20 protein-coding genes are annotated in these 20,290 nt (G+C 57.8%); 16 read left to right on the top strand and 4 right to left on the bottom strand.

Going from position 1 to position 20,290, the window contains the following annotated elements:
• Window positions 1–184: 184 nt before the first annotated feature.
• Complete coding sequence (locus RMR24_RS07165; protein WP_310614393.1) at window positions 185–1,051, top strand: lysophospholipid acyltransferase family protein; 867 nt, start codon at window positions 185–187, stop codon at window positions 1,049–1,051.
• Window positions 1,052–1,054: 3 nt separating this feature from the next.
• Window positions 1,055–1,921, top strand: a complete 867-nt coding sequence (locus RMR24_RS07160) for a lysophospholipid acyltransferase family protein (RefSeq protein WP_310614392.1) — start codon at window positions 1,055–1,057, stop codon at window positions 1,919–1,921.
• Between the two features lie 13 nt (window positions 1,922–1,934).
• Here the strand turns inward: RMR24_RS07160 and yihA are convergent, their stop codons facing one another.
• Complete coding sequence (yihA, locus tag RMR24_RS07155) at window positions 1,935–2,537, bottom strand: ribosome biogenesis GTP-binding protein YihA/YsxC (protein ID WP_310614416.1); 603 nt, start codon at window positions 2,535–2,537, stop codon at window positions 1,935–1,937.
• A gap of 229 nt (window positions 2,538–2,766) precedes the next feature.
• Here yihA and RMR24_RS07150 point away from each other — a divergent pair, with 229 nt between their 5' ends.
• The 3 genes from RMR24_RS07150 (at window position 2,767) to RMR24_RS07140 (ending at window position 5,228) form a co-directional block, all read left to right on the top strand.
• A complete protein-coding gene (locus tag RMR24_RS07150; protein WP_310614391.1) occupies window positions 2,767–3,420 on the top strand; it encodes a c-type cytochrome in 654 nt (217 codons plus the stop codon).
• A gap of 142 nt (window positions 3,421–3,562) precedes the next feature.
• On the top strand, window positions 3,563–4,585 hold the full coding sequence (gene msrP / locus RMR24_RS07145; RefSeq protein ID WP_310614390.1) for a protein-methionine-sulfoxide reductase catalytic subunit MsrP: 1,023 nt from the start codon (window positions 3,563–3,565) through the stop codon (window positions 4,583–4,585).
• Window positions 4,586–4,598: 13 nt separating this feature from the next.
• Window positions 4,599–5,228, top strand: coding sequence for a sulfite oxidase heme-binding subunit YedZ (locus tag RMR24_RS07140; RefSeq protein ID WP_405023318.1), 630 nt, complete (start codon window positions 4,599–4,601; stop codon window positions 5,226–5,228).
• Between the two features lie 251 nt (window positions 5,229–5,479).
• On the opposite strand, the gene lysA is transcribed toward RMR24_RS07140, so the two are convergent.
• Window positions 5,480–6,757 carry a diaminopimelate decarboxylase gene (gene lysA, locus RMR24_RS07135; RefSeq protein WP_310614388.1) on the bottom strand — a complete coding sequence of 426 codons (1,278 nt, stop codon included), beginning with the start codon at window positions 6,755–6,757 and terminating at the stop codon, window positions 5,480–5,482.
• An 18-nt stretch (window positions 6,758–6,775) separates the two neighbouring features.
• Window positions 6,776–7,063, bottom strand: coding sequence for an LPS translocon maturation chaperone LptM (locus RMR24_RS07130; RefSeq protein ID WP_310614387.1), 288 nt, complete (start codon window positions 7,061–7,063; stop codon window positions 6,776–6,778).
• A gap of 13 nt (window positions 7,064–7,076) precedes the next feature.
• On the opposite strand from RMR24_RS07130, the gene cyaY reads away from it, so the two are divergent.
• A complete protein-coding gene (cyaY, locus tag RMR24_RS07125; RefSeq protein ID WP_310614386.1) occupies window positions 7,077–7,406 on the top strand; it encodes an iron donor protein CyaY in 330 nt (109 codons plus the stop codon).
• Between the two features lie 48 nt (window positions 7,407–7,454).
• Here the strand turns inward: cyaY and RMR24_RS07120 are convergent, their stop codons facing one another.
• The gene (locus tag RMR24_RS07120; protein WP_310614385.1) at window positions 7,455–9,830 is read right to left on the bottom strand and encodes a penicillin-binding protein 1A; all 2,376 of its coding nucleotides are present in this window, start codon (window positions 9,828–9,830) and stop codon (window positions 7,455–7,457) included.
• Window positions 9,831–9,952: 122 nt separating this feature from the next.
• Between RMR24_RS07120 and pilM the strand changes: the two genes are divergently transcribed.
• From pilM to RMR24_RS07070, 10 genes are all read left to right on the top strand, one after another.
• Complete coding sequence (gene pilM, locus RMR24_RS07115; RefSeq protein WP_310614384.1) at window positions 9,953–11,152, top strand: pilus assembly protein PilM; 1,200 nt, start codon at window positions 9,953–9,955, stop codon at window positions 11,150–11,152.
• Window positions 11,152–12,150, top strand: coding sequence for a pilus assembly protein PilP (locus RMR24_RS07110; RefSeq protein ID WP_310614383.1), 999 nt, complete (start codon window positions 11,152–11,154; stop codon window positions 12,148–12,150). Before pilM ends, RMR24_RS07110 begins: the two co-directional genes overlap by 1 nt.
• On the top strand, window positions 12,147–13,745 hold the full coding sequence (locus RMR24_RS07105) for a type IV pilus secretin PilQ (protein ID WP_310614382.1): 1,599 nt from the start codon (window positions 12,147–12,149) through the stop codon (window positions 13,743–13,745). The genes RMR24_RS07110 and RMR24_RS07105 overlap by 4 nt, the downstream gene beginning before the upstream one ends.
• A gap of 8 nt (window positions 13,746–13,753) precedes the next feature.
• Window positions 13,754–14,329 (top strand): shikimate kinase, encoded by a 576-nt coding sequence (locus RMR24_RS07100; RefSeq protein ID WP_310614381.1) that lies wholly within the window; start codon window positions 13,754–13,756, stop codon window positions 14,327–14,329.
• A gap of 3 nt (window positions 14,330–14,332) precedes the next feature.
• The gene (aroB, locus tag RMR24_RS07095; RefSeq protein ID WP_310614380.1) at window positions 14,333–15,433 is read left to right on the top strand and encodes a 3-dehydroquinate synthase; all 1,101 of its coding nucleotides are present in this window, start codon (window positions 14,333–14,335) and stop codon (window positions 15,431–15,433) included.
• Window positions 15,430–16,563 (top strand): deoxyguanosinetriphosphate triphosphohydrolase, encoded by a 1,134-nt coding sequence (locus tag RMR24_RS07090; RefSeq protein WP_310614379.1) that lies wholly within the window; start codon window positions 15,430–15,432, stop codon window positions 16,561–16,563. Before aroB ends, RMR24_RS07090 begins: the two co-directional genes overlap by 4 nt.
• Before the next feature lie 21 nt (window positions 16,564–16,584).
• A complete protein-coding gene (locus RMR24_RS07085) occupies window positions 16,585–17,835 on the top strand; it encodes an MFS transporter (protein WP_310614378.1) in 1,251 nt (416 codons plus the stop codon).
• The gene (locus RMR24_RS07080; protein WP_310614377.1) at window positions 17,828–18,418 is read left to right on the top strand and encodes a DUF1415 domain-containing protein; all 591 of its coding nucleotides are present in this window, start codon (window positions 17,828–17,830) and stop codon (window positions 18,416–18,418) included. The genes RMR24_RS07085 and RMR24_RS07080 overlap by 8 nt, the downstream gene beginning before the upstream one ends.
• A 183-nt stretch (window positions 18,419–18,601) precedes the next feature.
• Entirely contained in the window at window positions 18,602–19,474 is an 873-nt protein-coding gene (locus RMR24_RS07075) for an SAM-dependent methyltransferase (RefSeq protein ID WP_310614376.1), read from the top strand.
• Between the two features lie 34 nt (window positions 19,475–19,508).
• Window positions 19,509–20,222, top strand: a complete 714-nt coding sequence (locus tag RMR24_RS07070) for a transposase (protein ID WP_310614375.1) — start codon at window positions 19,509–19,511, stop codon at window positions 20,220–20,222.
• Window positions 20,223–20,290: the final 68 nt, after the last annotated feature.

Genomic DNA, 20,290 nt, shown 5'->3' with positions numbered 1-20,290 from the left:
CTTGTTTTCAATGGGTTGTTCGGCGTTGCCGACCCTGAAAACTTGGAGCCCAGCGAACGCTTTAGCAGAGTGGCCCAGATTGCTCTTAGCCTGCACACCGAAGTATGTTGTCGCCCTGCAAGTAGTTCTTTAACTCGGCGACAATGAGAATTCTAATGGATTTATCAAAGTTAGCAAAAAGTTCATGTCATCTGTCACGCGCATTTTCCATTTCCTAGCCCGCATGCCACTGCCTTTGATGCAGCGGTTGGGTGCTGTGCTGGGCTGGTTGGTGTGGTGGCTGTCGCCTAGTTATCGCCGTAACTTCCAAGCCAACGTGAAGGCGGCTGGCGTGGCTTGGCGTGATGCTCGTCCGGCTGTGGCAGCCATTGGTGCGATGGTGGCTGAGCTACCTTGGGTGTGGATGCGACCGCACAGTGCCAAGCTCGATGGTTTGATGAAGTGGGATGGTGCTGAGTATTTTGAAGCGGCCATGCAAGCAGGTAAGGGTGCCATCATCATGTCGCCACATTTGGGTTCGTGGGAAATTGGCGCGCAAGCGATTGCTGAAAAATTTGGTCCTGTCTATGGCCCCATGGTGGCTTTGTTTCGTCCTGCACGTAAAGCATGGCTTGAGCCCTTGGTAGCCAACGCCCGCACACGTCCCTATTTAGATTCAGCGCCCACCTCACTGGCAGGTGTCCGCACCCTTATTCGCGCTCTGCGCAACGGCGGCTACACGGCCATCTTGCCCGACCAAGTGCCGCCGCTCGGTCAAGGGGTTTGGGCGCCGTTCTTTGGCCGCGATGTTTACACCATGACCTTGCTTGCCAAGCTGGCGCAGCAAACGGGTGCACAAGTGATTTTGACGTGGTGCGAGCGTTTGCCCGCAGGCCAAGGGTTCTGCATGCACATGCGCCCGTTCGACGCACCTGAAATGAATGACGCAACGGCATTGCCAGAGGTGGCTGCCGCTGCAGTCAACCGAGGCGTCGAGGCCATGGTGCGCAATGCTCCGGGCCAATACCTATGGGGCTACGCGCGCGACAAACAACCGCGCGCAGAGGGCTAAGCCATGTTCAGCATGTTGGGCTTGTTACTGTTGAGGGTTTTGGGTTATCTGCCCTTGTCGTGGTTGCGTGCTTTAGGCGCAGGCTTAGGCGCCTTGCTGTTGCTGGTCATTCCCTCGCGTCGCCGCGTGGTGCAAACCAATTTACGGGTTTGCTTTCCCCACTTGAGCGATGCTGAGCGTGATGTGCTCACACGCCAAACTTTTGTGTACTTTGCCCAAGCATGGCTGGACCGCAGTTGGCTGTGGCACCGCAGTGCGGCTTGCATTCAATCGCGCGTGCAGTTGTCGGGCGAAGTGGCTGCATTAGCGCAGCCTACGCCCACCGTGTTGTTTGCACCGCATTTCATGGGTTTGGATGTGGGGTGGACGGCGCTCACCATGAACTTGCCTTTGCACTTCACCACCATCTTCACACCGCAGTCCAATGCGGCGGTGGATGCATGGGTCGCCCAAGGGCGTCAACGCTTTGGCCAAGTGCAATTGTTTCGCCGTGAAGATGGCGTGAAGCCCATCGTTGCCGCGCTGCGTCAAAACGAGTTGCTGTATCTGTTGCCCGATATGAACTTTGGCCCAACGGAGTCTATTTTTGTGCCGTTTTACGGCGAGCCAGCTGCCACCGTGCCGTCGCTGTCGCGCTTTGCCAAATTGGGCCGCGCCCGCGTGGTGCCTGTTGTCACGCGTATGACGGATGCGGGCTACGAGGTGGTGGTGCATCCGGCGTGGAACGACTTTCCCACGGACGATGCCGTGGCCGATACGGCCACGATGAATCAGCGTTTAGAGGTGTTCATCAACGCCATGCCTGCGCAATATTTTTGGGTGCACAAGCGTTTCAAGACACGCCCACCGGGCGCACCTGAGCTTTACTAAAGCGTTTGCTGAATTAAGGGTGCATCCACTTGTACAAGGTGGCGGCCACTTCATCCACACCTTGTTTTTTCAGCGCTGAGAACAGGCGCACTTCACCGCCGCCAGCTTGCAGTTTGGTGATTTGCAAGGCCTTCGCGCCATCGGTTTTGTTGAGTTTGTCAGCCTTGGTGAGCAACACCAAAAACTTCATGCCTTCTGCCACACGTGGACGAATCACGTCTAGCAAAATTTCGTCCAGTTCAGTCAACCCGTGGCGTGGGTCGCACATCAGGACCACCGCATGCAAGTTGGGGCGGGTGAGCAAATAGTTGGCCATCACTTGCTGCCAACGAATCTTGTCTTGCTTGGGCACAGCGGCGTAGCCGTAGCCGGGCAAGTCGGCCAGCACGGCGTCCGTCTTGCCGTGGCGACCCATGGCAAACAAGTTGATGTGTTGCGTGCGGCCTGGCGTTTTGGATGCATAGGCCAAGCGCTTTTGCTGGGTCAGCACGTTGATGCAGGTCGATTTGCCAGCGTTAGAGCGGCCCACAAATGCAATTTCTGGCAAGTCGTAGGTGGGCAGGTGGTGCAGCTGTGCCGCGGTGGTCAAAAACCGCGCGGTATGCAGCCATCCCATGGCGTATTTGGCTTGGTCGGCGGGGCTTAAGAGCTCGAAGGCTGCTTTGGCAGCAGCGCGTTCGGCTTCGCGTTGGGCTTCAAATTCAGCGTTCAAGACCGCGATTTCGGGCACCTCAGGCGTATCAATTTGGGCGGGGGTGTCATGTGGGTCAGGCTGGTTCATACGGCATTGTAGAATCACCGGAGTTTTTCGACGTCTTTGAGACACCATTAACCAAAGAACACATATGAAGCTGATCGCCTCTTTGCTCCTTGCTGCCGCCTTGGTAGCCCCCGTCCTTTCGAATGCCTCCGAGCCTGCAGCACCTGCTGTGAAGGCTGATTTGGCCAAAGGTGAAGCCACTTACACCGCAATTTGCGCGTCTTGCCACGGTGCAGATGGCAACTCAGGCGCACCCGCATACCCCAAGCTGGCACAACAGCACCCAGACTACTTGGTCAAGCAATTGCAAGAGTTCAAATCTGGCAAACGTGCCAACGCCATCATGAGCGGCATGGCTGCCGGCATGTCGGATGCAGACATGAAGAACGTGGCCGCATGGTTGGGCTCCAAAGAAGCCAAACCCAACTTTGCCAAAGAAAAAGATTTGGTCGTGTTGGGCGAGCGCATTTACCGCGGTGGCGTGGCCGAGCGTCAAATTGCTGCCTGTGCAGGCTGCCATAGCCCGACCGGCGCTGGCATCCCCGCTCAGTACCCACGTTTGGCGGGTCAGCACGCCGACTACACCATGGCCCAGTTGAATGCCTTCCGTGAGCACGGCAACAAAGGCGCAGGCCAAAACGTTGGCCGTGGCAACAGCGCTCAAATGAGCGGTGTGGCTGCCAAATTGAATGACCGCGAAATCAAGGCTGTCGCCGACTACGTGGCTGGCTTGCGTTAATTCAGAGCCTCTACGCTCCTACTGAAAAGCTGGCCTCGTGCCAGCTTTTTTGTTGTCTGATGCACGTTCTTTTGATGCGTGGGGCGCGGGTTATTGACTTTGCCTCACAATACAAAAAATTTGTAATTTAAGGGGAGTTCTCGTGCGATTCAACCAATTTTCGAGAAGCAGTGATTCGGGCTTTGTGCACCCTTTGAGCAGCGAGATCACGCCACACCAAGCCTATGCCCAGCGTCGCGACTGGCTCAAGCAGATGGCCGCAGGCGCAGCGGGTTTGTCGATGGCAGCATGGGCCTCGCGTGAAGCGTTTGCACAAACACCCAGCGAAGCCGTGGTGCGTCCGGGTAAGTTAGCCCCGTTAACGGGCGCTGTGAGCCGCGTGAGTGGTGCCAACACCATGGAAAAAATCACCACATACGCCGACGCCAGCAGCTACAACAACTTCTACGAATTCGGCACTGACAAATCAGACCCCGCCAAATATGCGCACACCTTGCAGGCCAAACCGTGGACGGTCGAAGTTGAAGGCTTGGTTAAAAAGCCGGGCCGCTTCGACCTCGATGCCTTGCTCAAGCTCAGCCCCATGGAAGAGCGCATTTACCGCTTACGCTGCGTCGAGGGCTGGTCGATGGTGATTCCGTGGGTGGGCTATTCCTTGGCCGAGCTCATCAAGCGCGTAGAGCCTTTGGGTAGTGCCAAGTATGTTGAGTTCATCACCCAAGCCGATCCCAAAACCATGCCTGGTGTGCGCTCGCGCGTGCTCGATTGGCCGTATGTGGAAGGTCTGCGCATGGACGAGGCCATGCACCCGCTGACACTCTTGAGCTTCGGCATGTACGGCGAAGTGCTGCCCAATCAAAACGGTGCACCCGTTCGCTTGGTGGTACCTTGGAAATACGGTTTTAAAAGCGCCAAGAGCTTGGTAAAAATTCGCTTTGTCGAAAAGCAACCCATCAACTCATGGGGTCGCTCTGCACCGCAAGAGTATGGGTTTTATTCCAACGTCAACCCGAGCGTGAGCCACCCACGCTGGAGTCAAGCCACCGAGCGTCGCATTGGAGAAGATGGCTTGTTTGCGAAGAAGCGCAAGACCTTGATGTTCAACGGCTACGAAGCCCAAGTGGGCCAACTCTATGCGGGCATGGACCTGAGCAAGTTTTATTGAGGTGAAAGCCGCTTTGCGCCAAGCTCTGCAACACCGCAGAGCCAAACTTGTGCTGTGGCTGTTGTGCCTCTTGCCCTTTGCATGGCTGGTGTTGGGCGCAGCTAGCGATACCTTGGGCGCTAACCCCGCTGAGTATTTGATTCGCGCCACAGGTGATTGGACGCTGCGCTTGTTGTGCATGACGTTGGCAGTAACGCCTTTGCGTGTGATGTTTGGCTTGCCCGAGTTGCTTCGTTTGCGGCGCATGTTGGGCTTGTTCACCTACTTTTATGTGCTGCTGCATTTGCTTTGTTACAGCTGGCTGGATATGGGGTTTGAGTGGACCGATATCGCCAGCGATATTGCCAAGCGTCCGTTCATCTTGGTGGGGTTCACTGCGTTTGTGTTGCTCACGCCTTTGGCCCTGACCTCGTCCAATCGTGCTATTCGGTGGTTAGGGGCAAAGCGGTGGCAGTGGTTGCATCGCCTTGTGTATGCGGTGGCTGTGCTGGCAGTGTTGCACTTTTTTTGGATGCGGGCGGGGAAGAGTAACTTTGCTGAGGTGTTTGTTTACGCCTCGGTGTTGTTTGTTTTGCTCGCGTGGCGAGTTGTTCACTCTTCTGTGTGGCGTCAGTTGTTGCGCTCGGTTGGCTTTACTCGCTGATGCGGCTACGGGTGTGCGGCCCCTTCCTCATGCTGGAGTACCAGAAATCGTCAGGGGCCGCACACCCGTAGCCACATCGGAGTTGAGTTCGCAAACAGGTTAGCGCTTGGAGTTGCTCTTTGAGCAGAATCCGAAGCACGGCGAGCAGTCAGCGCCTGACTTGGCGACATTCGTCGCGAAGCGATGGGAGCCATGTCAGGCGCTGACTGCTCGTTGGGGCGGAGCGAAAGCACCGCCACGAAATCAAAAACTTAAAGAACCAAAGACTCACAAGCCATCTGATCCGCCACCGTCTCCCGACGACGAATCACATGCGCCTGGGTGCCGTTCACCAAAATTTCAGCCGCACGCCCACGCGTGTTGTAGTTGCTAGACATCGCCACGCAATACGCACCAGTCGAGAGCACGGCCAACAAGTCGCCCGACTGCACTGCAAGTTGACGGTCACGACCTAGCCAGTCGCCGCTCTCGCACACAGGGCCGACCACGTCATATGTCACAGTCTCACCCGTGCGAGCCGACACGGGCACGATTTGATGGAATGCTTCGTACATTGCAGGGCGAGGCAAGTCGTTCATCGCAGCGTCGACGATGCAAAAGTTTTTTTGCTCGCCAGGCTTTAAATACAGCACCTCGGTCAAGCACACGCCCGCGTTGCCCACGAGTGAGCGGCCTGGCTCAATCATCAGCTGGCGCTGGCCGTAGCCGCGTGCGTCGAGCTTGGCCAAGAGTTGCGCCCAGAGTGCGTCTGCAGCTGGCGGGGTGTCGCCGTTGTAGTTGATGCCCAAGCCACCGCCAAAGTCGATGTGGTGAATGGCAATGCCTGCAGCCTCAATAGATTGCACAAGGTCCAATACGCGGTCCATTGCATCGAGGTAAGGCGTGGACTCGGTGATTTGCGAACCGATGTGGCAGTCAATGCCGGTCACTTGAAGCCCAGGCAAACTGGCTGCGCGTTGGTAAGTGGCCAAGGCACGTTCGTGCGCCACACCAAACTTGTTGCCTTTGAGGCCTGTGGAAATGTAAGGGTGGGTTTTGGCATCCACGTTGGGGTTGACGCGAATGCTGATGGGCGCACGCTTGCCCATGCTGATGCCCACGTCGCTCAACACTTCAAGTTCGGCTTCGCTCTCCACGTTAAAGCAAGCAATGCCTACTTCCAACGCCTTGCGCATTTCAGCGCGTGTTTTGCCCACGCCAGAGAAAATGACTTTCGACACATCACCACCTGCCGCGATCACGCGGTCGAGTTCGCCGCCCGACACGATGTCAAAACCGCAGCCTGCTTGTGCAAACACTTGCAGCACAGCCAGTGACGAGTTGGCTTTCATGGCGTAGCAAATGCGCGCCTTGCGTCCTGCAAAGCCGCGCTGGTAAGCGGCGAGGGCGCTGAGCATGGCAGCTTTGGAGTACACAAACAAGGGCGTGCCATGTGTGTGTGCGAGGTCAGCCAGCTTCACGCCTTCCAAATACAAATCGTTGTTCTGTGTGGCCACAAAGGGCGCACCGGCAAGCGTGGGGTGTGTCATCAGACGGCTCTTGAAAAATTAACGGCCAGTTGCAGCCGAGGCGGCGGTGGCGGGAGAGGTGGTGGAGGACTGAGCGGCTGGCGCAGCAGAGGATGCCGCACCAGCGGCTGGTGCTGGTGTGTTGCCCGGTAATTGGCGGCGCACAATGTCGGGCAAGGTGGCGCGTTGTTTGAACTCGGGGTCATTGGGCATGTAAAGTGCGCCCTTTTGGCCGCACGCTGACAAAGCTGCAACAGCGCACAGCACAGAGGCCACACCCGCACGAAGGCTGGCGCCACTCACTAAAATCTTTTGTTCAATACCCATGGCGCAAATTGTAATGACCGATCTCGAATTCTTAGACCACGCAGAACTTCTGCTCAAAGCCGTTGAGTTGGCCTGCGACCGCATCAACGACGACGGCGAGGCCGACATCGACAACCAGCGCGTGGGCGGCATGATCACACTCACATTTGAGAACAAAAGCCAGATCATCATTAATCTGCAAAAGCCCTTGCATGAGGTGTGGTTGGCGGCCCGTTCGGGCGGTTACCACTTTAAGTTCGACGGCACGCAATGGGCCGACACCAAGGGCCAAGGCGAATTCTTTGAGCGCCTCAGCAAAGACGCCAGCACTCAAACTGCGCTGGCGCTCACCTTCCACGCTTAACTTGGCCGTTCAACAAAGAAACAAGGGCGCTTTTCAGCGCCCTTGTTTTTAGTTCTTGAACAGATCAAGAATCTTCTTCTTCTCGTCGTTGGCGGGCAGTTGTTCGCTGCTGTTGCCCGAACGACCTTCCAGCCCCAAGCTGCCCACGCCGCCGCCTTTGCTGAACTCGGAATATGCCCAATCCCCGCCTTCATGGCTCAGGCCTGCGGGTGGCACAGGTTCAGCCACGGGCACGTTTTGCAAGGCGTGCTGCATGTAGCTGATCCACACGGGCAGGCTCAAACCACCGCCGGTTTCACGGTCGCCCAGTTTGCGAGGGGTGTCGTAACCAATCCATGTGACGGCGGTGAGTGTGGGGTGGTAGCCCGCAAACCAAGCGTCCATCGAGTCGTTGGTGGTGCCTGTTTTGCCGTAGATGTCGTTGCGCTTCAAGGTGGCTTGTGCGCGAGCCGCCGTGCCTGAGCGGGTCACTTCTTGCAACAGGCTGGTCATCACAAAGGCGTTACGTGCATCAATGGCGCGGGCCGATTCTTCCAGCGGTGTGGGGGTGAATTCAGACAAAACTTTGCCCATTTGGTCGGTCACCTTGGTCACCAAATAGGGGTTCACGCGGTAGCCGCCGTTGGCAAACACCGAATAGCCCGACGCCATTTGCATGGGCGTGACCGAGCCAGCGCCCAGCGCCATGGTCAGGTAAGGCGGGTGTTTTTCAGCATCAAAGCCAAACTGGGCAATCCAGTCTTGTGCATTTTGTGCGCCCACGGCTTGCAACACGCGAATCGAAATCATGTTTTTCGATTTAGCCAAACCTTTGCGCAAAGTCATGGGGCCTTCAAACGTGCCGTCGTAGTTTTTGGGCTCCCACGGTTGGCCACCGGTCACGCTGGCATCGAAGAACAGCGGTGCGTCGTTCACCACCGTCATCGGCGTGAAGCCTTTTTCCAGAGCGGCTGAATAAATGAAGGGCTTGAAGCTCGAGCCGGGCTGACGCCACGCTTGGGTCACGTGGTTGAACTTGTTTTTGTTGAAGTCAAAGCCGCCCACCAGCGCGTGAATGGCGCCGTCACGTGGGTCGATGGACACAAATGCGCCCTCGACTTCGGGCAGTTGGGTAATTTCCCAGCCGCCTTTAGCGGTCTTGGTGATACGCACCAAGGCGCCTGGACGCAGCTTGATGTTGGGTGCAGCTTTGTCAGACAAGCCGGATTGCACGGGCTGTAAGCCTTCCCCCGTGATTTCCAGCACTTCGCTGTTTTGGCGCATCACGCGCACTTTTTTGGGCGTGGCGTCTAGCACCACGGCGGCAAGCAAGTCGCCTTTGTCGCCTTGTTCAATGAGGGCATCGTCAATCGCGTCTTCTAGCTCAGCTGCTTTTGCAGGCAAGGTGATGAAGCGCTCAGGTCCGCGGTAGTGTTGGCGGCGCTCAAAGTCCATGATGCCGCGGCGTAGCGCAAAGTAGGCCGCTTGTTGGTCGCTGGCACGCACGGTGGTGTAGACGTTCAGGCCGCGTGTGTAGATTTCTGGGCCGTATTGGGCAAACATCAGTTGACGGGCCATTTCGGCCACGTAGTCGGCGTGCGTGTTCAGGTTGCTGGTGGCTGTGCGAATCTTCAGCTCTTCTTGCTTGGCGGCAGCGGCTTGTTCTTTGGTGATGAAACCGTTTTCCTCCATGCGCTCAATGATGTACAGCTGGCGTGAGCGGGCGCGTTTGGGGTTGACGATGGGGTTGTAGGCCGACGGTGCTTTGGGCAAGCCCGCCAACATGGCTGCTTCGGCGATGCTGATGTTTTTCAGTGGCTTGCCAAAGTAGGCTTCAGACGCAGCGGCAAAGCCGTAGGCGCGGTTGCCCAAATAAATTTGATTCAGATAGATTTCAAAAATCTGGTCTTTGCTGAGCATGTGCTCAAGCTTGCTGGTCAGCAAGATTTCGTAAATCTTGCGGGTGAATGTTTTCTCAGACGACAGGTACACATTGCGGGCCACCTGCATGGTGATGGTCGAAGCGCCTTGGCTCTTGGCGCGGCCCAAGTTGGCCAAGGCCGCGCGTGCCAAGCCGATGTAATCCACGCCGCCATGTTGGTAAAAGCGGGCGTCCTCAATGGCCAGCACCGCGTCTTTCATCACTTTGGGGATTTCTTTGAAGGGTGTGAGGTTGCGACGCTCTTCGCCGAACTCGCCAATCTGTGTGCCCTCCACTGAATACACGCGCATTGACAACTTGGGGCGGTAGTCGGCCAAGTCTGAGATGTCGGGCAGCTGCGGATAGGCCATGGCCAGCGCCACGGCGACCAACAGGCCCACCACAAGTGCGCCAGCCGCCGCAAGGCCGAAGGCCCACAGCAAGACATAGCCCAGTAAAGAGCGGGGCGCTGCAGCTGCGGCGGCGTGTTCTTTCGAACCTTCGGGGGTGTGGTTTTGGGCCATAAGTGAGAAGGATTATAAAAACCATGCTTGCATCACAAAAGTCCCGAGTCAAACACGGCCGAAACGGGTGGTCAACGCGTTGAAATGCAAAGCATTCTTCCCTTGATCAAAGGATGTTTTTCATGCGCTTGACCTCATGGTTGTCCCGTTCACGCCTGCGTCGCCTCAGTGTGGTGGGGTTGGATATGGGCCCAGAGGTCTGTCGTTTGGTGGTGCTCAGTGGCTCACCCAGTCGGCCCGATAGCGTGTGCTGCGCCGAAACCTTAGACCTGCCCGATGGTTGGGTCGTACACGGCGAGGTGATGCAGTCAAAGGCTTTGGGTCAATGGTTACGTACTTATTTAGACGCGGGCGACTATCAGCCCACCTTGGTCTACATCGGACTCAACAGCGCTTGTGTGTCCAACCACATCGTTACCTTGGCCGAAGGCTTGGCACCAGACGATGTGGCGTTTCAGTTGCAAGCCGAGGTGCAGTCGGTGTTGCCCGAATCCGCTGCCGAGGTGTGCATTGATTACACCGTCGACACCGCGCCCTACGCTGCGGGCGAGCAAGGCTATTTGGTGCAAGCAACCCCGCGCCCGCAAGTGGAGGCCATGCAGCGGGTGGCTCAAGCTGCAGGTTTGATCGCACGGGCGGTTGAGTCGCGCCACGATGCCGCCCGTCGTACAGCGCAAAGTCCCGACTTGGCCACTTTGCCACCCGCCAGCGTGGCTTTAGCCTTGCAGTGCGACGAGGCATTTGGATTGGCCTTGCGGGCGTGGCATGACGAAGGGGCCAACTTTTTGCCACACCGAAAAGATGCACAGCATGTGTTGCGTCACGCATGGTTGCTGGGTGTGGCCATATGGGCCATGGGTGGTGCTTTTTTTGCCGCGTGCTTTGCCATGGTCATGGCTTTTGCCGCTGAAACCAAGCACGATCATTTGGACGATGTGGTCGCTTCTGTACGCGCATTTGAAGCGGCGCAAAAAGCACATGCCCAAGCCAAGGCGGTGGAGGAACGTCTTGCAGCGCAAGCCCGTTGGTTCAAGGCCCGCCAAGACGTGCAATCCCAAAGCCTGAAATGGAGCCGCGTGCTCAGCCAAGCTGCTCAAGGTGTGTGGGTGGCCAGCGTTAGGCAGCAAGGCACGCGTTGGACTGTGCAGGGCGAGGCCTTGACGTCCAGCCACGCGCAGCAGTTGGTGCAACAGCTGAAGGCGCTGGACATTTGGGCGCAGGCGCCTGAGCTGCCGCAGCTGCAAGTGACGCCCGCGGGGTCCACCACAGGACTACCCGTATGGCAGTTCCGCATTGAAGCTGATTTGAAAGAGGGGGCGTGATGAAGTGGTTGCGCATGTCTGTGGCGTCCATGCAGCAGTTGGATTGGCGTCAACCTTGGGGTTGGCCCCGCGCGTTTCAGAATGCTTCATTTGTGGGGGCAGGTGTTTTGGGCCTGTTGCTACTCAGCCCGTGGTGGCTGCGCAGCTGGCAGGCTTTGGATGAGGCGATTGAAGCGCAAGCCAAAGGGTTGGCGCAGCAAGTTGCCATTCAAGCGTTGCACGAGCAAACCGCGCAGTTGCTGCAAACTCAAAATCAGCCGCAAGTCGCTTTGGCAGACGCTGCTGTGCTGAACCAGCTGGCGCAGCAACAAGGCTTGCAGCTGTCGCAGCTGGGCGTGGAAAAACCTCAGCAAACCTCCGCCTTGGCTGCGTTGCAAATGCAGCAGTTGCCTGTGCACCTGAAGGTACAAGGCTCGTGGGGTGGTTGGCTCAATTGGTTGGCGCAATGGCCTACCGCTGCGCCTGGTGTGACGGTGACATCGCTGGAGCTCAAGTCCGATCCGCTTGGAGGTATCTCTGCGCAAGTGCTGGCAGTAGCGCCACAGTCCACGGCGGTCGAATCAGCTTTTGCGCTGTCTAGCGTCGACTTAGACGGTGTTGCAGCAACAGACCCATTCAATCCTCAAGCTTGGTCTACAGCGCAGCGTGCACATGCCCAACAGCACCCCAGCTACACGCGCTTGGTCTCTCCAGAGCTGACACGCCCGCGTGATGTGTTGGAGGCCTTTCCGCGCGATCGTTTGCAATACGTGGGGCACATGGCGTCGGGCGCAGAGTTGGAGGCTTTGATCAAGGTGTTGCCGTCGACGCACACAAAGAAGGATGCACAAATGATGAGTATTTATCGCGTGCGCTTGGGTCAGCGCTTAGGACAGGACTTTGGCAAAGTGCTGGCTGTTCAGCCTGAGCACTTGCTGCTGCAAGAGTTGGCAGTGACGTCCGCTGGCGAATGGCAAACCCGCGAGGTGCGTTTGCCGTTGCAAGAGGTTGCGCCATGAGTATGAAGTTCGAGCATTGCCTGTTGATACCTAGCCGATGGATGCGGCCATTCCTACGCGCCCCACGCGCCCCACGCGCGCTAGTGCGCGTTTGCTGGTTGTTGTGTTGCGCGTTCGCGTTGCCATTGCATAGCCAAGAAGTCAAAGCCACATTCACCGGCACACCCATGTCGATGAATTTTCAAAACATCGAAGTGCGTACCGCGCTGCAAATCGTCGCTGATTTCACAGGACTCAACATCATCACGTCTGACAGCGTCACGGGTGCGCTCACCTTGAGACTACACAAAGTGCCGTGGGACCAAGTGTTGGACATCATGGCTCAGGCCAAGGGCTTAAGCGTGCGCAGACAAGGCAATGTCATTTGGGTAGCGCCGCGTATCGAAGTGGCCGCCCGCGAAAAGTTGGAATATGAAAGCAAGCTCGCCGCGCAAAACCTAGAGCCCATGCAAACGCGAGCCTTCGCGCTCAACTATGCTAAAGCGGTGGATGTGCTCACGCAGATTCAAGGCGGCATGGTGTTACCGGCTATGGCGGGTGCAGGTGGGTATGGCGTAGGTAGCGCTTATGGAGGCTATGGTGGTTTTGGTGGCTTCGGTAGTGCTGGCCTTGGCTACGGGTCGTCTGTCAATTCAGCACCTTTCAGTCTGTCATCCATGGGCGGCGGCTCGCGCATCCTCAGCACACGCGGCAGCGCCATGGCCGAGGCGCGCACGAATCAACTGTTCGTCACCGACGTTGCAGAGCGCATGAATCAAGTGGCGCAAATGATTGCAAAAATCGATATTCCATTACGCCAAGTGATGATCGAAGCGCGCATCGTGCAAGCCAGCGATACCTTTGGGCAAACTCTCGGTGTGCGTTTGGGCGGTATGGGGCAAGGTGGTGCGCAAAGCGTGTGGGGCCCAACCAATGCCAATGCAATGGCCAATGCCAACCCCACGGCGCAGCAAGGCACAAGTTTCAACATGGCCGACAAAGCGCTCGACACCTCTGGCAGTTTTGTCAATCTGCCCGCTGCCAGCCTCAACGGTTTTGCATCCGCCAGCTTTGCGGTGTCTATCTTCAACTCAGCCAAGAACCGTTTTCTGAATCTTGAGTTATCGGCATTAGAGGCCGATGGCAAAGGCAAGGTGGTGTCAAGCCCACGCGTGGTCACTGCAGACCAAGCCAAAGCGGTGATCGAGCAAGGCACCGAGTTGCCCTACCAAGTGGCTGCCGCCAGCGGCGCATCCACCTTGGCGTTTCGCAAAGCCAACCTCAAGCTCGAGGTAACGCCGCAAATCACGCCCGAGGGTGGCATCGTGTTGGACCTTGATATTTCCAAAGACAACGTGGGCCAAATCACCCCCGCTGGTTTTGCCATTGACACCAAGCACGTCAAGACCCAAGTGCTGGTGGAAAACGGCGGCACGGTGATGATTGGTGGCATTTACGAGACCAGCGAGCAAGAGGACGAGTACAAAGTCCCGCTCTTGGGCGACATCCCTGTGCTGGGTTATTTGTTCAAAAACCGCCGCACCGCCCAAGCCAAGCAAGAGTTGCTGGTGTTCATAACCCCTAAAATGCTTGATCACAGTGCCGTTGCACGTTAAGAAAGCATATGTTGTTGGTTTTGGTGGGTCTGCCGGGTTCCGGTAAAACGACTGTTGGGCGTCAATTGGCGCGACGACTTCACCTCCCCTTTGTTGATTCGGATCACGCGATTGAGAACCGCTTGGGTTGCTCGGTGCGCGAATATTTCGAACGCGAAGGGGAAGACCGCTTTCGCGACCTCGAATCTGAAGTGCTCGCCGATCTGTGCCAAAACCACCAGGGTGTGTTGTCCACGGGTGGCGGCTCAGTGCTTCGCCCCATCAACCGCGAACGCTTGCGCGAGCATGGCCACGTGTTTTATTTGCGCTCCAGCCCCGAAGAGGTGTTTCGCCGTTTGCGCAACGACCAAAACCGTCCCTTGCTGCAAGTGGCCGACCCACAAGCGCGTTTGCGCGAACTGCTTGAGGTGCGTGACCCGCTGTATCGTGAAGCTGCGCACTACGTCATCGAGACAGGCCGCCCCAACGTGGCGGGCTTGGTCAACATGATCGTGTCGCAACTCGAACTCGCTGGGCACATCAAACCCGTTTCGCCCCCCGCGCCTGCCGACCGCCCACGCGTGTCGCCCCCACACAGAATCTGAGCCATGTCCAACACACCACACCTCGAACGCGTTGCCATTGACCTGGGCGACCGCAGTTACAGCATCTTGATAGGCGAGCAGTTGCTCGACGCTGCCAGCACTTGGGCCGATTTGCCCAAAGCCTCAGCAGCCCTCATCGTCACCAACGACACCGTCGGCCCTATCTATGCTCAGCGTTTGCAAGCTGCACTCACGCCGCTTTACAAACACGTGCACACCGTGGCCTTGCCCGATGGCGAAAGTCACAAAGATTGGCAAACCCTCAACCTGATTTTTGACGAGCTGCTGGGCAAAGGCGCTGACCGTAAAACCGTGCTGTTCGCCTTGGGCGGCGGCGTGGTCGGCGACATGACCGGCTTTGCCGCCGCTTGCTACATGCGCGGCGTTCCCTTTGTGCAAGTGCCCACCACTTTGCTGGCGCAGGTCGATTCATCGGTGGGCGGCAAGACCGCCATCAATCACCCCATCGGCAAAAACATGATTGGCGCGTTCTACCAGCCGCAACGCGTGGTGTGCGACCTCGATACCTTGCAAACTTTGCCCCAGCGCGAAATGAGCGCGGGCTTGGCCGAAGTCATCAAATACGGCCCCATCGCTGACATGCAATTTTTGGATTGGATCGATACCAATCTCGACGCGCTCTTGGCGCGTGACCCCAAGGCTTTGGCACACGCTGTCAAGCGCAGCTGCGAAATCAAAGCATGGGTGGTGGGCCAAGACGAACGCGAAGGTGGCATCCGCGCCATCCTCAACTTCGGCCACACCTTTGGCCACGCCATCGAAGCGGGCTTGGGCTTTGGCGAATGGTTGCATGGCGAAGCTGTGGGCTGCGGCATGGTCATGGCCTCGCACCTCTCGCAGCGTTTGGGTTTGGTGGACGAGGCGTTTGTCTCACGCTTCACCGCACTCATCGAGCGCGCGGGCCTGCCCATCGTCGGCCCCAAACTTGGCGCGGACGTTTACCTGCACCACATGCGCGTTGACAAAAAAGCAGAAGCAGGTGAAATCAAATTCGTGCTCATCGACAAGCCCGGCACTGCGATCGTGCGCGGCGCACCCGATGCCTTGGTCGCCCAAGTCATTGATGACTGCTGCGCCCAATGACCCAACTCGCCACCTACGCCTGCCAGCCTGAACAGTCCCGTGGCCGCCGCCACGCAGAACCCTCACTTCCCGCCCACGCCTCCAGCGTCCGCAACCCTCACCAACGCGACCGCGACCGCATCGTTCACTCCACAGCATTCAGGCGCTTGGTTTACAAGACGCAAGTTTTCTTGAACCACGAAGGCGATTTATTTCGCACGCGCATGACGCACTCGCTCGAAGTGGCGCAGCTGGGCCGCTCCATCGCCCGTGCGTTGAACCTGAACGAAGACTTGGTGGAAGCCATTGCCTTGGCCCACGATTTGGGCCACACGCCCTTCGGTCACGCCGGCCAAGACGCGCTGAACGAATGCATGGCCTCCTACGGCGGCTTCGAGCACAACCTGCAAAGTCTGCGTGTGGTGGACGAACTTGAAGAACGCTACCCCGCATTCAACGGCCTCAACCTGAGCTTTGAAACCCGCGAAGGGATTTTGAAACACTGCGCGCGCCGCAATGCCGAACTCATCAATGCGCAAGAGCCCAACGGTATTGCTGCTCGTTTTTTGAACAGCACACAGCCGAGCCTAGAAGCGCAGCTGTGCAACTTGGCCGATGCCATTGCCTACAACGCGCACGACATTGACGACGGTGTGCGTTCGGGTTTGCTCACGCTCGACCAGCTGCAAGACGTGTCGTTGTTTGCCCGCTACCACGCGCAAACTTTGGCGGAGCACCCAAGTCTTCAAGGACGTCGTGTGCTGTACGAAACCATTCGCCGCATGTTGAGCGACCAGGTGTACGACGTCATCAATGCCACACGCGCAGCGCTGCAACAGCACGCACCAGCCAGTGCCGACGAAGCGCGGCAGTGCCCCGCACTGGTGCAGTTCAGCGCGGGGATGTACGAAGAATCGAAAGCGCTCAAGTCGTTTTTGTTCCGCAATTTGTACCGTCACCCGCAGGTCATGCAAACCACCGATGGCGCACGCGCCAAGGTGCAAGAACTGTTTGCCGTCTACTTGGCCAAGCCCCAAGAAATGCCCGTCGCCTACGCGCAGCGCCGCGATGTGCCGCGTGCTGTGGCCGACTACTTGTCGGGCATGACCGACCGTTTCGCCACGCGTGAACACGCACGCCTGACGGCATAAACCCAGCTGCACCTATTCAGCATGAGCAAGCATCGCTTTGGCATCCACCCCTCGTGGGTCATTGTGTTTGCCGGCGTGTGCGCCGCGCTGCATGTGGGCAAGCTGCCGCCTGCGTTACCCGTGCTGCAAGACGTGCTAGGCATCACCTTGGTGCAAGCCGGTTTCTTGTTGTCTGCCGTGCAAGTTGCCAGCATGACGCTCGGCCTTGCCGTGGGTTTGAGTGTTGACAGTTTGGGCCTGCGCCGCAGCATGTTGGTCGGTCTTGCTTTGTTGTCGTTCGCCAGCATCAGCGGTGGATTTGTGGGTGACGCGCAAAGCTTGTTGTTTTTGCGTGCCCTCGAAGGCTTGGGCTTTTTGCTAGTCGTCATGCCTGCGCCCGCGCTCATTCGTCGCACGGTCGACGCTTCGCAGCTCAGCGGCCGCATGGGCTGGTGGGGCACGTACATGCCTACGGGCAGTGCGTTGGCGCTGCTGGTAGGGCCTTGGGTCATTGCGGGTTTGAACTGGTCGGCTTGGTGGTGGCTGTTGGGCTCAGTGGCTGCGTTTGCATGTGTCGCTGTTTGGTTGTGTGTGCCTGATGTGCCTGCGCCAAAGCCTGAGGTGCATGCAGCTGCAAATGCACCCCTTCCCCAACTAGGCGGCGCCAGTCAAAAATGGCCGCAGCGTTTGGTCCTCACGCTCAAAAGCCCCGGCCCTTGGCTGGTGGCGCTCACGTTTGCGGTGTACTCCTCGCAGTGGCTGGCGGTGGTGGGCTTCTTGCCCACGGTTTATGCCGAGCTGGGTTTGGCCGCCGGCACGGCAGGCGTGTTGTCGGCGTGCGTGGCCTTGGCCAACGTGAGCGGCAACATCATGTCGGGCCGTTTGTTGCAACGCGGCTGGCCTGCGCAACGTTTGCTCTCTATCGGTTTTGCTTGCATGGCTTTGGGGGCTGTCGGCGCGTATGCCGTGTGGCAGGGTGAAGGCCTGTCCACCTCGCTGCGCTTTGCGTGCGTGGTGATGTTCTCGGCCGTGGGCGGCTTGATTCCCGGCACTTTGTTTTCGTGCGCTTTGCGTTTGGCCCCCAGCGAAGGCACGGTGTCCACCACCGTGGGCTACATGCAGCAGCTTTCCGCGCTGGGCCAGTTTGCAGGCCCGCCTTTGGTGGCGTGGGTGGCAGCCAGTGCGGGCGGCTGGCAATGGACGTGGGCTGTCACTGCCACACTCAGCTTGGCGGGCGCGGTGTTGGCACACCTCATTGGCCGCGCATTGCATCAGAAAGAAACACATGACTAAAGCCGACATGAACAGTTCACTCACTTCAGATCAAGAACGCACCGTCATCGAAGACACGCAAAAGTGGCTGCTAGAAGCTGTGGTGGGTTTGAACCTGTGCCCCTTCGCCAAAGCGGTGGTGGTCAAAGACATGGTGCGCTACCGCGTGTGTGCATCCGCCGAGCCCGCCGACGTGCTGGCCATGCTGCGCGAAGAGTTGCAGTATTTGGCTGAGGCTGATCCAGACAAGCTAGACACCACGCTGCTGATTGCACCCAGCGCCTTGCCCGACTTCTTGGACTTCAACGATTTCTTGGCCGACTGCGACGACGTGGTGATGGACCTAGAGCTTGAAGGCGTGTTGCAAGTGGCCGACTTTCATCCGCACTACCAATTTGGCGGCACGGATGTGGATGACATCCAGAACTTCACCAACCGCACGCCATACCCCACGCTGCACTTGTTGCGCGAGGCCAGCATTGACAAAGCGGTGGAAGCCTATCCCGATGCATCGCTGATCTTTGAGCGCAACATGGAGGTGTTGAATAAGTTGGGGCACGCGGGATGGGCGAAGTTGGGTATTCGTGCGCGTCTCCAGGATTGATGGGCCGTTCGCTTGTTGGCGTGCGCTTCGCCAAGCGGCACAGCCGTTACCCGCTGCGGCTTAACGTCGCTGACGCGCCGTGATGGCGCCGCATCGCGCACCGACTGCGCCGTTTGGCTTCGGGGCATTTTGTTTCTGCTACTTGTGTCCTTGAGCACCGACCTCCCACGTCACAATTGAGCCATGTCCAAACACAAACCCGCCGCTGCGGCCAAGCCTCAAGACCCAAGTTCTCAGCTCGACTTGCGCCCCGGCCAGTCTATTGAGTTGCTCAAAGAGCTGCACATCCTCACGCGCGACGGCAAGCTCAACCAAGATTCGCGCCGCAAGCTCAAGCAGGTGTATCACCTGTTTCAGTTCATCGACAAGCTGCTGAAAGAACTGCCCGCCAGCGAACAAGGCCCCACCTTGGCCGATCACGGCGCGGGCAAGTCGTATTTGGGTTTCATCATTTACGACTTGTTTTTCAAAGCCTTGGGGCAGGGCAGTATTTACGGCATTGAGACGCGCAGCGAGTTGGTCGAGTCGTCCAAAGCATTGGCGCAGCGCTTGGGGTTCGAACGCATGAAGTTTCTCAACCTCAGTGTGGCCGAATCCGCACATAGCGATGCCTTGCCCGACCAAATTGACGTGGTCACCGCGCTGCACGCGTGCGATACAGCCACCGATGACGCGATGGCGTTTGGCTTGCAAAAGAAAGCCAAATACATGGTGCTCGTGCCGTGTTGCCAAGCCGAGCTGGCGCGTGCATTGAACAAAAACAAAGCGCTCAACTTGCAACGCACACCGCTGGCCGAGTTGTGGCGTCACCCGCTGCACACGCGTGAGATGGGTAGCCAGATTACCAACGTGCTGCGCTGTTTGTACCTGGAAGCGATGGGCTACCAAGTGACCGTGACCGAGCTGGTGGGTTGGGAGCACAGCATGAAAAACGAACTCATCTTGGCCAAATACACGGGGCAGATAAAGCGTAGCGCGGCTGAGCGCTTGTCGGCTTTGTTGTACGAGTTTGGTTTGCAAGAGTTGGCTGAAGAGCGATTCAAAATTGCCGCTTAATTAACCGGGGTCAGGTTCGAATTACCATCAGCAGATGGCTCGCCTCCCTCGTCTCACCGTCACCGGCTACCCGCACCACGTCATTCTGCGGGGCAACAACCGCCAAGACATTTTTCGCAGCACTGCTGATTACCAGCGCATGCTCGATTTGTTGTTCGAGCACAGCCGCGCCAACAAGGTCGACATTCATGCCTATGTGTTGATGGGCAACCATCTGCATTTGCTGCTTACCCCACAAGAAGACCAGGGCCTGCCCAAAATGATGCAGGCCGTCGGCCGCAGCTATGTGCAGGTGTTCAACAAAGTGCACGCTCGCACCGGCACGCTGTGGGAAGGGCGCTACCGTTCCACGCTCATTCAAACCGACCGTTACTTGCTGGCCTGCATGGCTTACATCGACCTCAACCCCGTGCGCGCGCACATGGTGGCGCAGCCTGAGGATTACGTGTGGTCCAGCTACGGGCATTACGCAGGGCATCGCACCGATAGGCTGATCACGCCGCACACCTTGGTTTGGGCCTTGGGCAACACGCCGTTTGCGCGTGAGGCGGCATACGCCGAATTGGTGCACGCAGGCATCAGCGCTGACCAGCAGGGTGCATTGACCGACGCCACGCTCAGTGGTTGGGCGCTAGGCGATGATCGTTTTGTGACCGATTTGCAGTCGCAAACCGAAAGACGGCTCGTTAAAACGAAGGCTGGACGGCCTTTCAGCAAGACAAAACCTGCTGAAAAGCTTGAAAAATAAGACCTCGCGGCGCTCAGCTTCGGATAGGCAAGCTTTACGCAACCCGTCCCCAATTAAATAATTGACAA

The organism is Limnohabitans sp. (genome assembly GCF_031539105.1).
Classification (GTDB): domain Bacteria; phylum Pseudomonadota; class Gammaproteobacteria; order Burkholderiales; family Burkholderiaceae_C; genus Limnohabitans.
This window is presented reverse-complemented; position numbering and strand designations above follow the sequence as displayed.

What these genes read in the sequence shown, in the direction of transcription:
- RMR24_RS07165 (WP_310614393.1), top strand. Translation starts at nt 185, where the DNA reads ATGTCATCTGTCACGCGCATTTTCCATTTCCTAGCCCGCATGCCACTG.
- RMR24_RS07160 (WP_310614392.1), top strand. Translation starts at nt 1,055, where the DNA reads ATGTTCAGCATGTTGGGCTTGTTACTGTTGAGGGTTTTGGGTTATCTG.
- yihA (WP_310614416.1), bottom strand. Translation starts at nt 2,537, where the DNA reads ATGGGATGGCTGCATACCGCGCGGTTTTTGACCACCGCGGCACAGCTG.
- RMR24_RS07150 (WP_310614391.1), top strand. Translation starts at nt 2,767, where the DNA reads ATGAAGCTGATCGCCTCTTTGCTCCTTGCTGCCGCCTTGGTAGCCCCC.
- lysA (WP_310614388.1), bottom strand. Translation starts at nt 6,757, where the DNA reads ATGACACACCCCACGCTTGCCGGTGCGCCCTTTGTGGCCACACAGAAC.
- RMR24_RS07130 (WP_310614387.1), bottom strand. Translation starts at nt 7,063, where the DNA reads ATGGGTATTGAACAAAAGATTTTAGTGAGTGGCGCCAGCCTTCGTGCG.
- cyaY (WP_310614386.1), top strand. Translation starts at nt 7,077, where the DNA reads ATGACCGATCTCGAATTCTTAGACCACGCAGAACTTCTGCTCAAAGCC.
- RMR24_RS07120 (WP_310614385.1), bottom strand. Translation starts at nt 9,830, where the DNA reads ATGGCCCAAAACCACACCCCCGAAGGTTCGAAAGAACACGCCGCCGCA.
- pilM (WP_310614384.1), top strand. Translation starts at nt 9,953, where the DNA reads ATGCGCTTGACCTCATGGTTGTCCCGTTCACGCCTGCGTCGCCTCAGT.
- RMR24_RS07110 (WP_310614383.1), top strand. Translation starts at nt 11,152, where the DNA reads ATGAAGTGGTTGCGCATGTCTGTGGCGTCCATGCAGCAGTTGGATTGG.
- RMR24_RS07105 (WP_310614382.1), top strand. Translation starts at nt 12,147, where the DNA reads ATGAGTATGAAGTTCGAGCATTGCCTGTTGATACCTAGCCGATGGATG.
- RMR24_RS07100 (WP_310614381.1), top strand. Translation starts at nt 13,754, where the DNA reads ATGTTGTTGGTTTTGGTGGGTCTGCCGGGTTCCGGTAAAACGACTGTT.
- aroB (WP_310614380.1), top strand. Translation starts at nt 14,333, where the DNA reads ATGTCCAACACACCACACCTCGAACGCGTTGCCATTGACCTGGGCGAC.
- RMR24_RS07090 (WP_310614379.1), top strand. Translation starts at nt 15,430, where the DNA reads ATGACCCAACTCGCCACCTACGCCTGCCAGCCTGAACAGTCCCGTGGC.
- RMR24_RS07085 (WP_310614378.1), top strand. Translation starts at nt 16,585, where the DNA reads ATGAGCAAGCATCGCTTTGGCATCCACCCCTCGTGGGTCATTGTGTTT.
- RMR24_RS07080 (WP_310614377.1), top strand. Translation starts at nt 17,828, where the DNA reads ATGACTAAAGCCGACATGAACAGTTCACTCACTTCAGATCAAGAACGC.
- RMR24_RS07075 (WP_310614376.1), top strand. Translation starts at nt 18,602, where the DNA reads ATGTCCAAACACAAACCCGCCGCTGCGGCCAAGCCTCAAGACCCAAGT.
- RMR24_RS07070 (WP_310614375.1), top strand. Translation starts at nt 19,509, where the DNA reads ATGGCTCGCCTCCCTCGTCTCACCGTCACCGGCTACCCGCACCACGTC.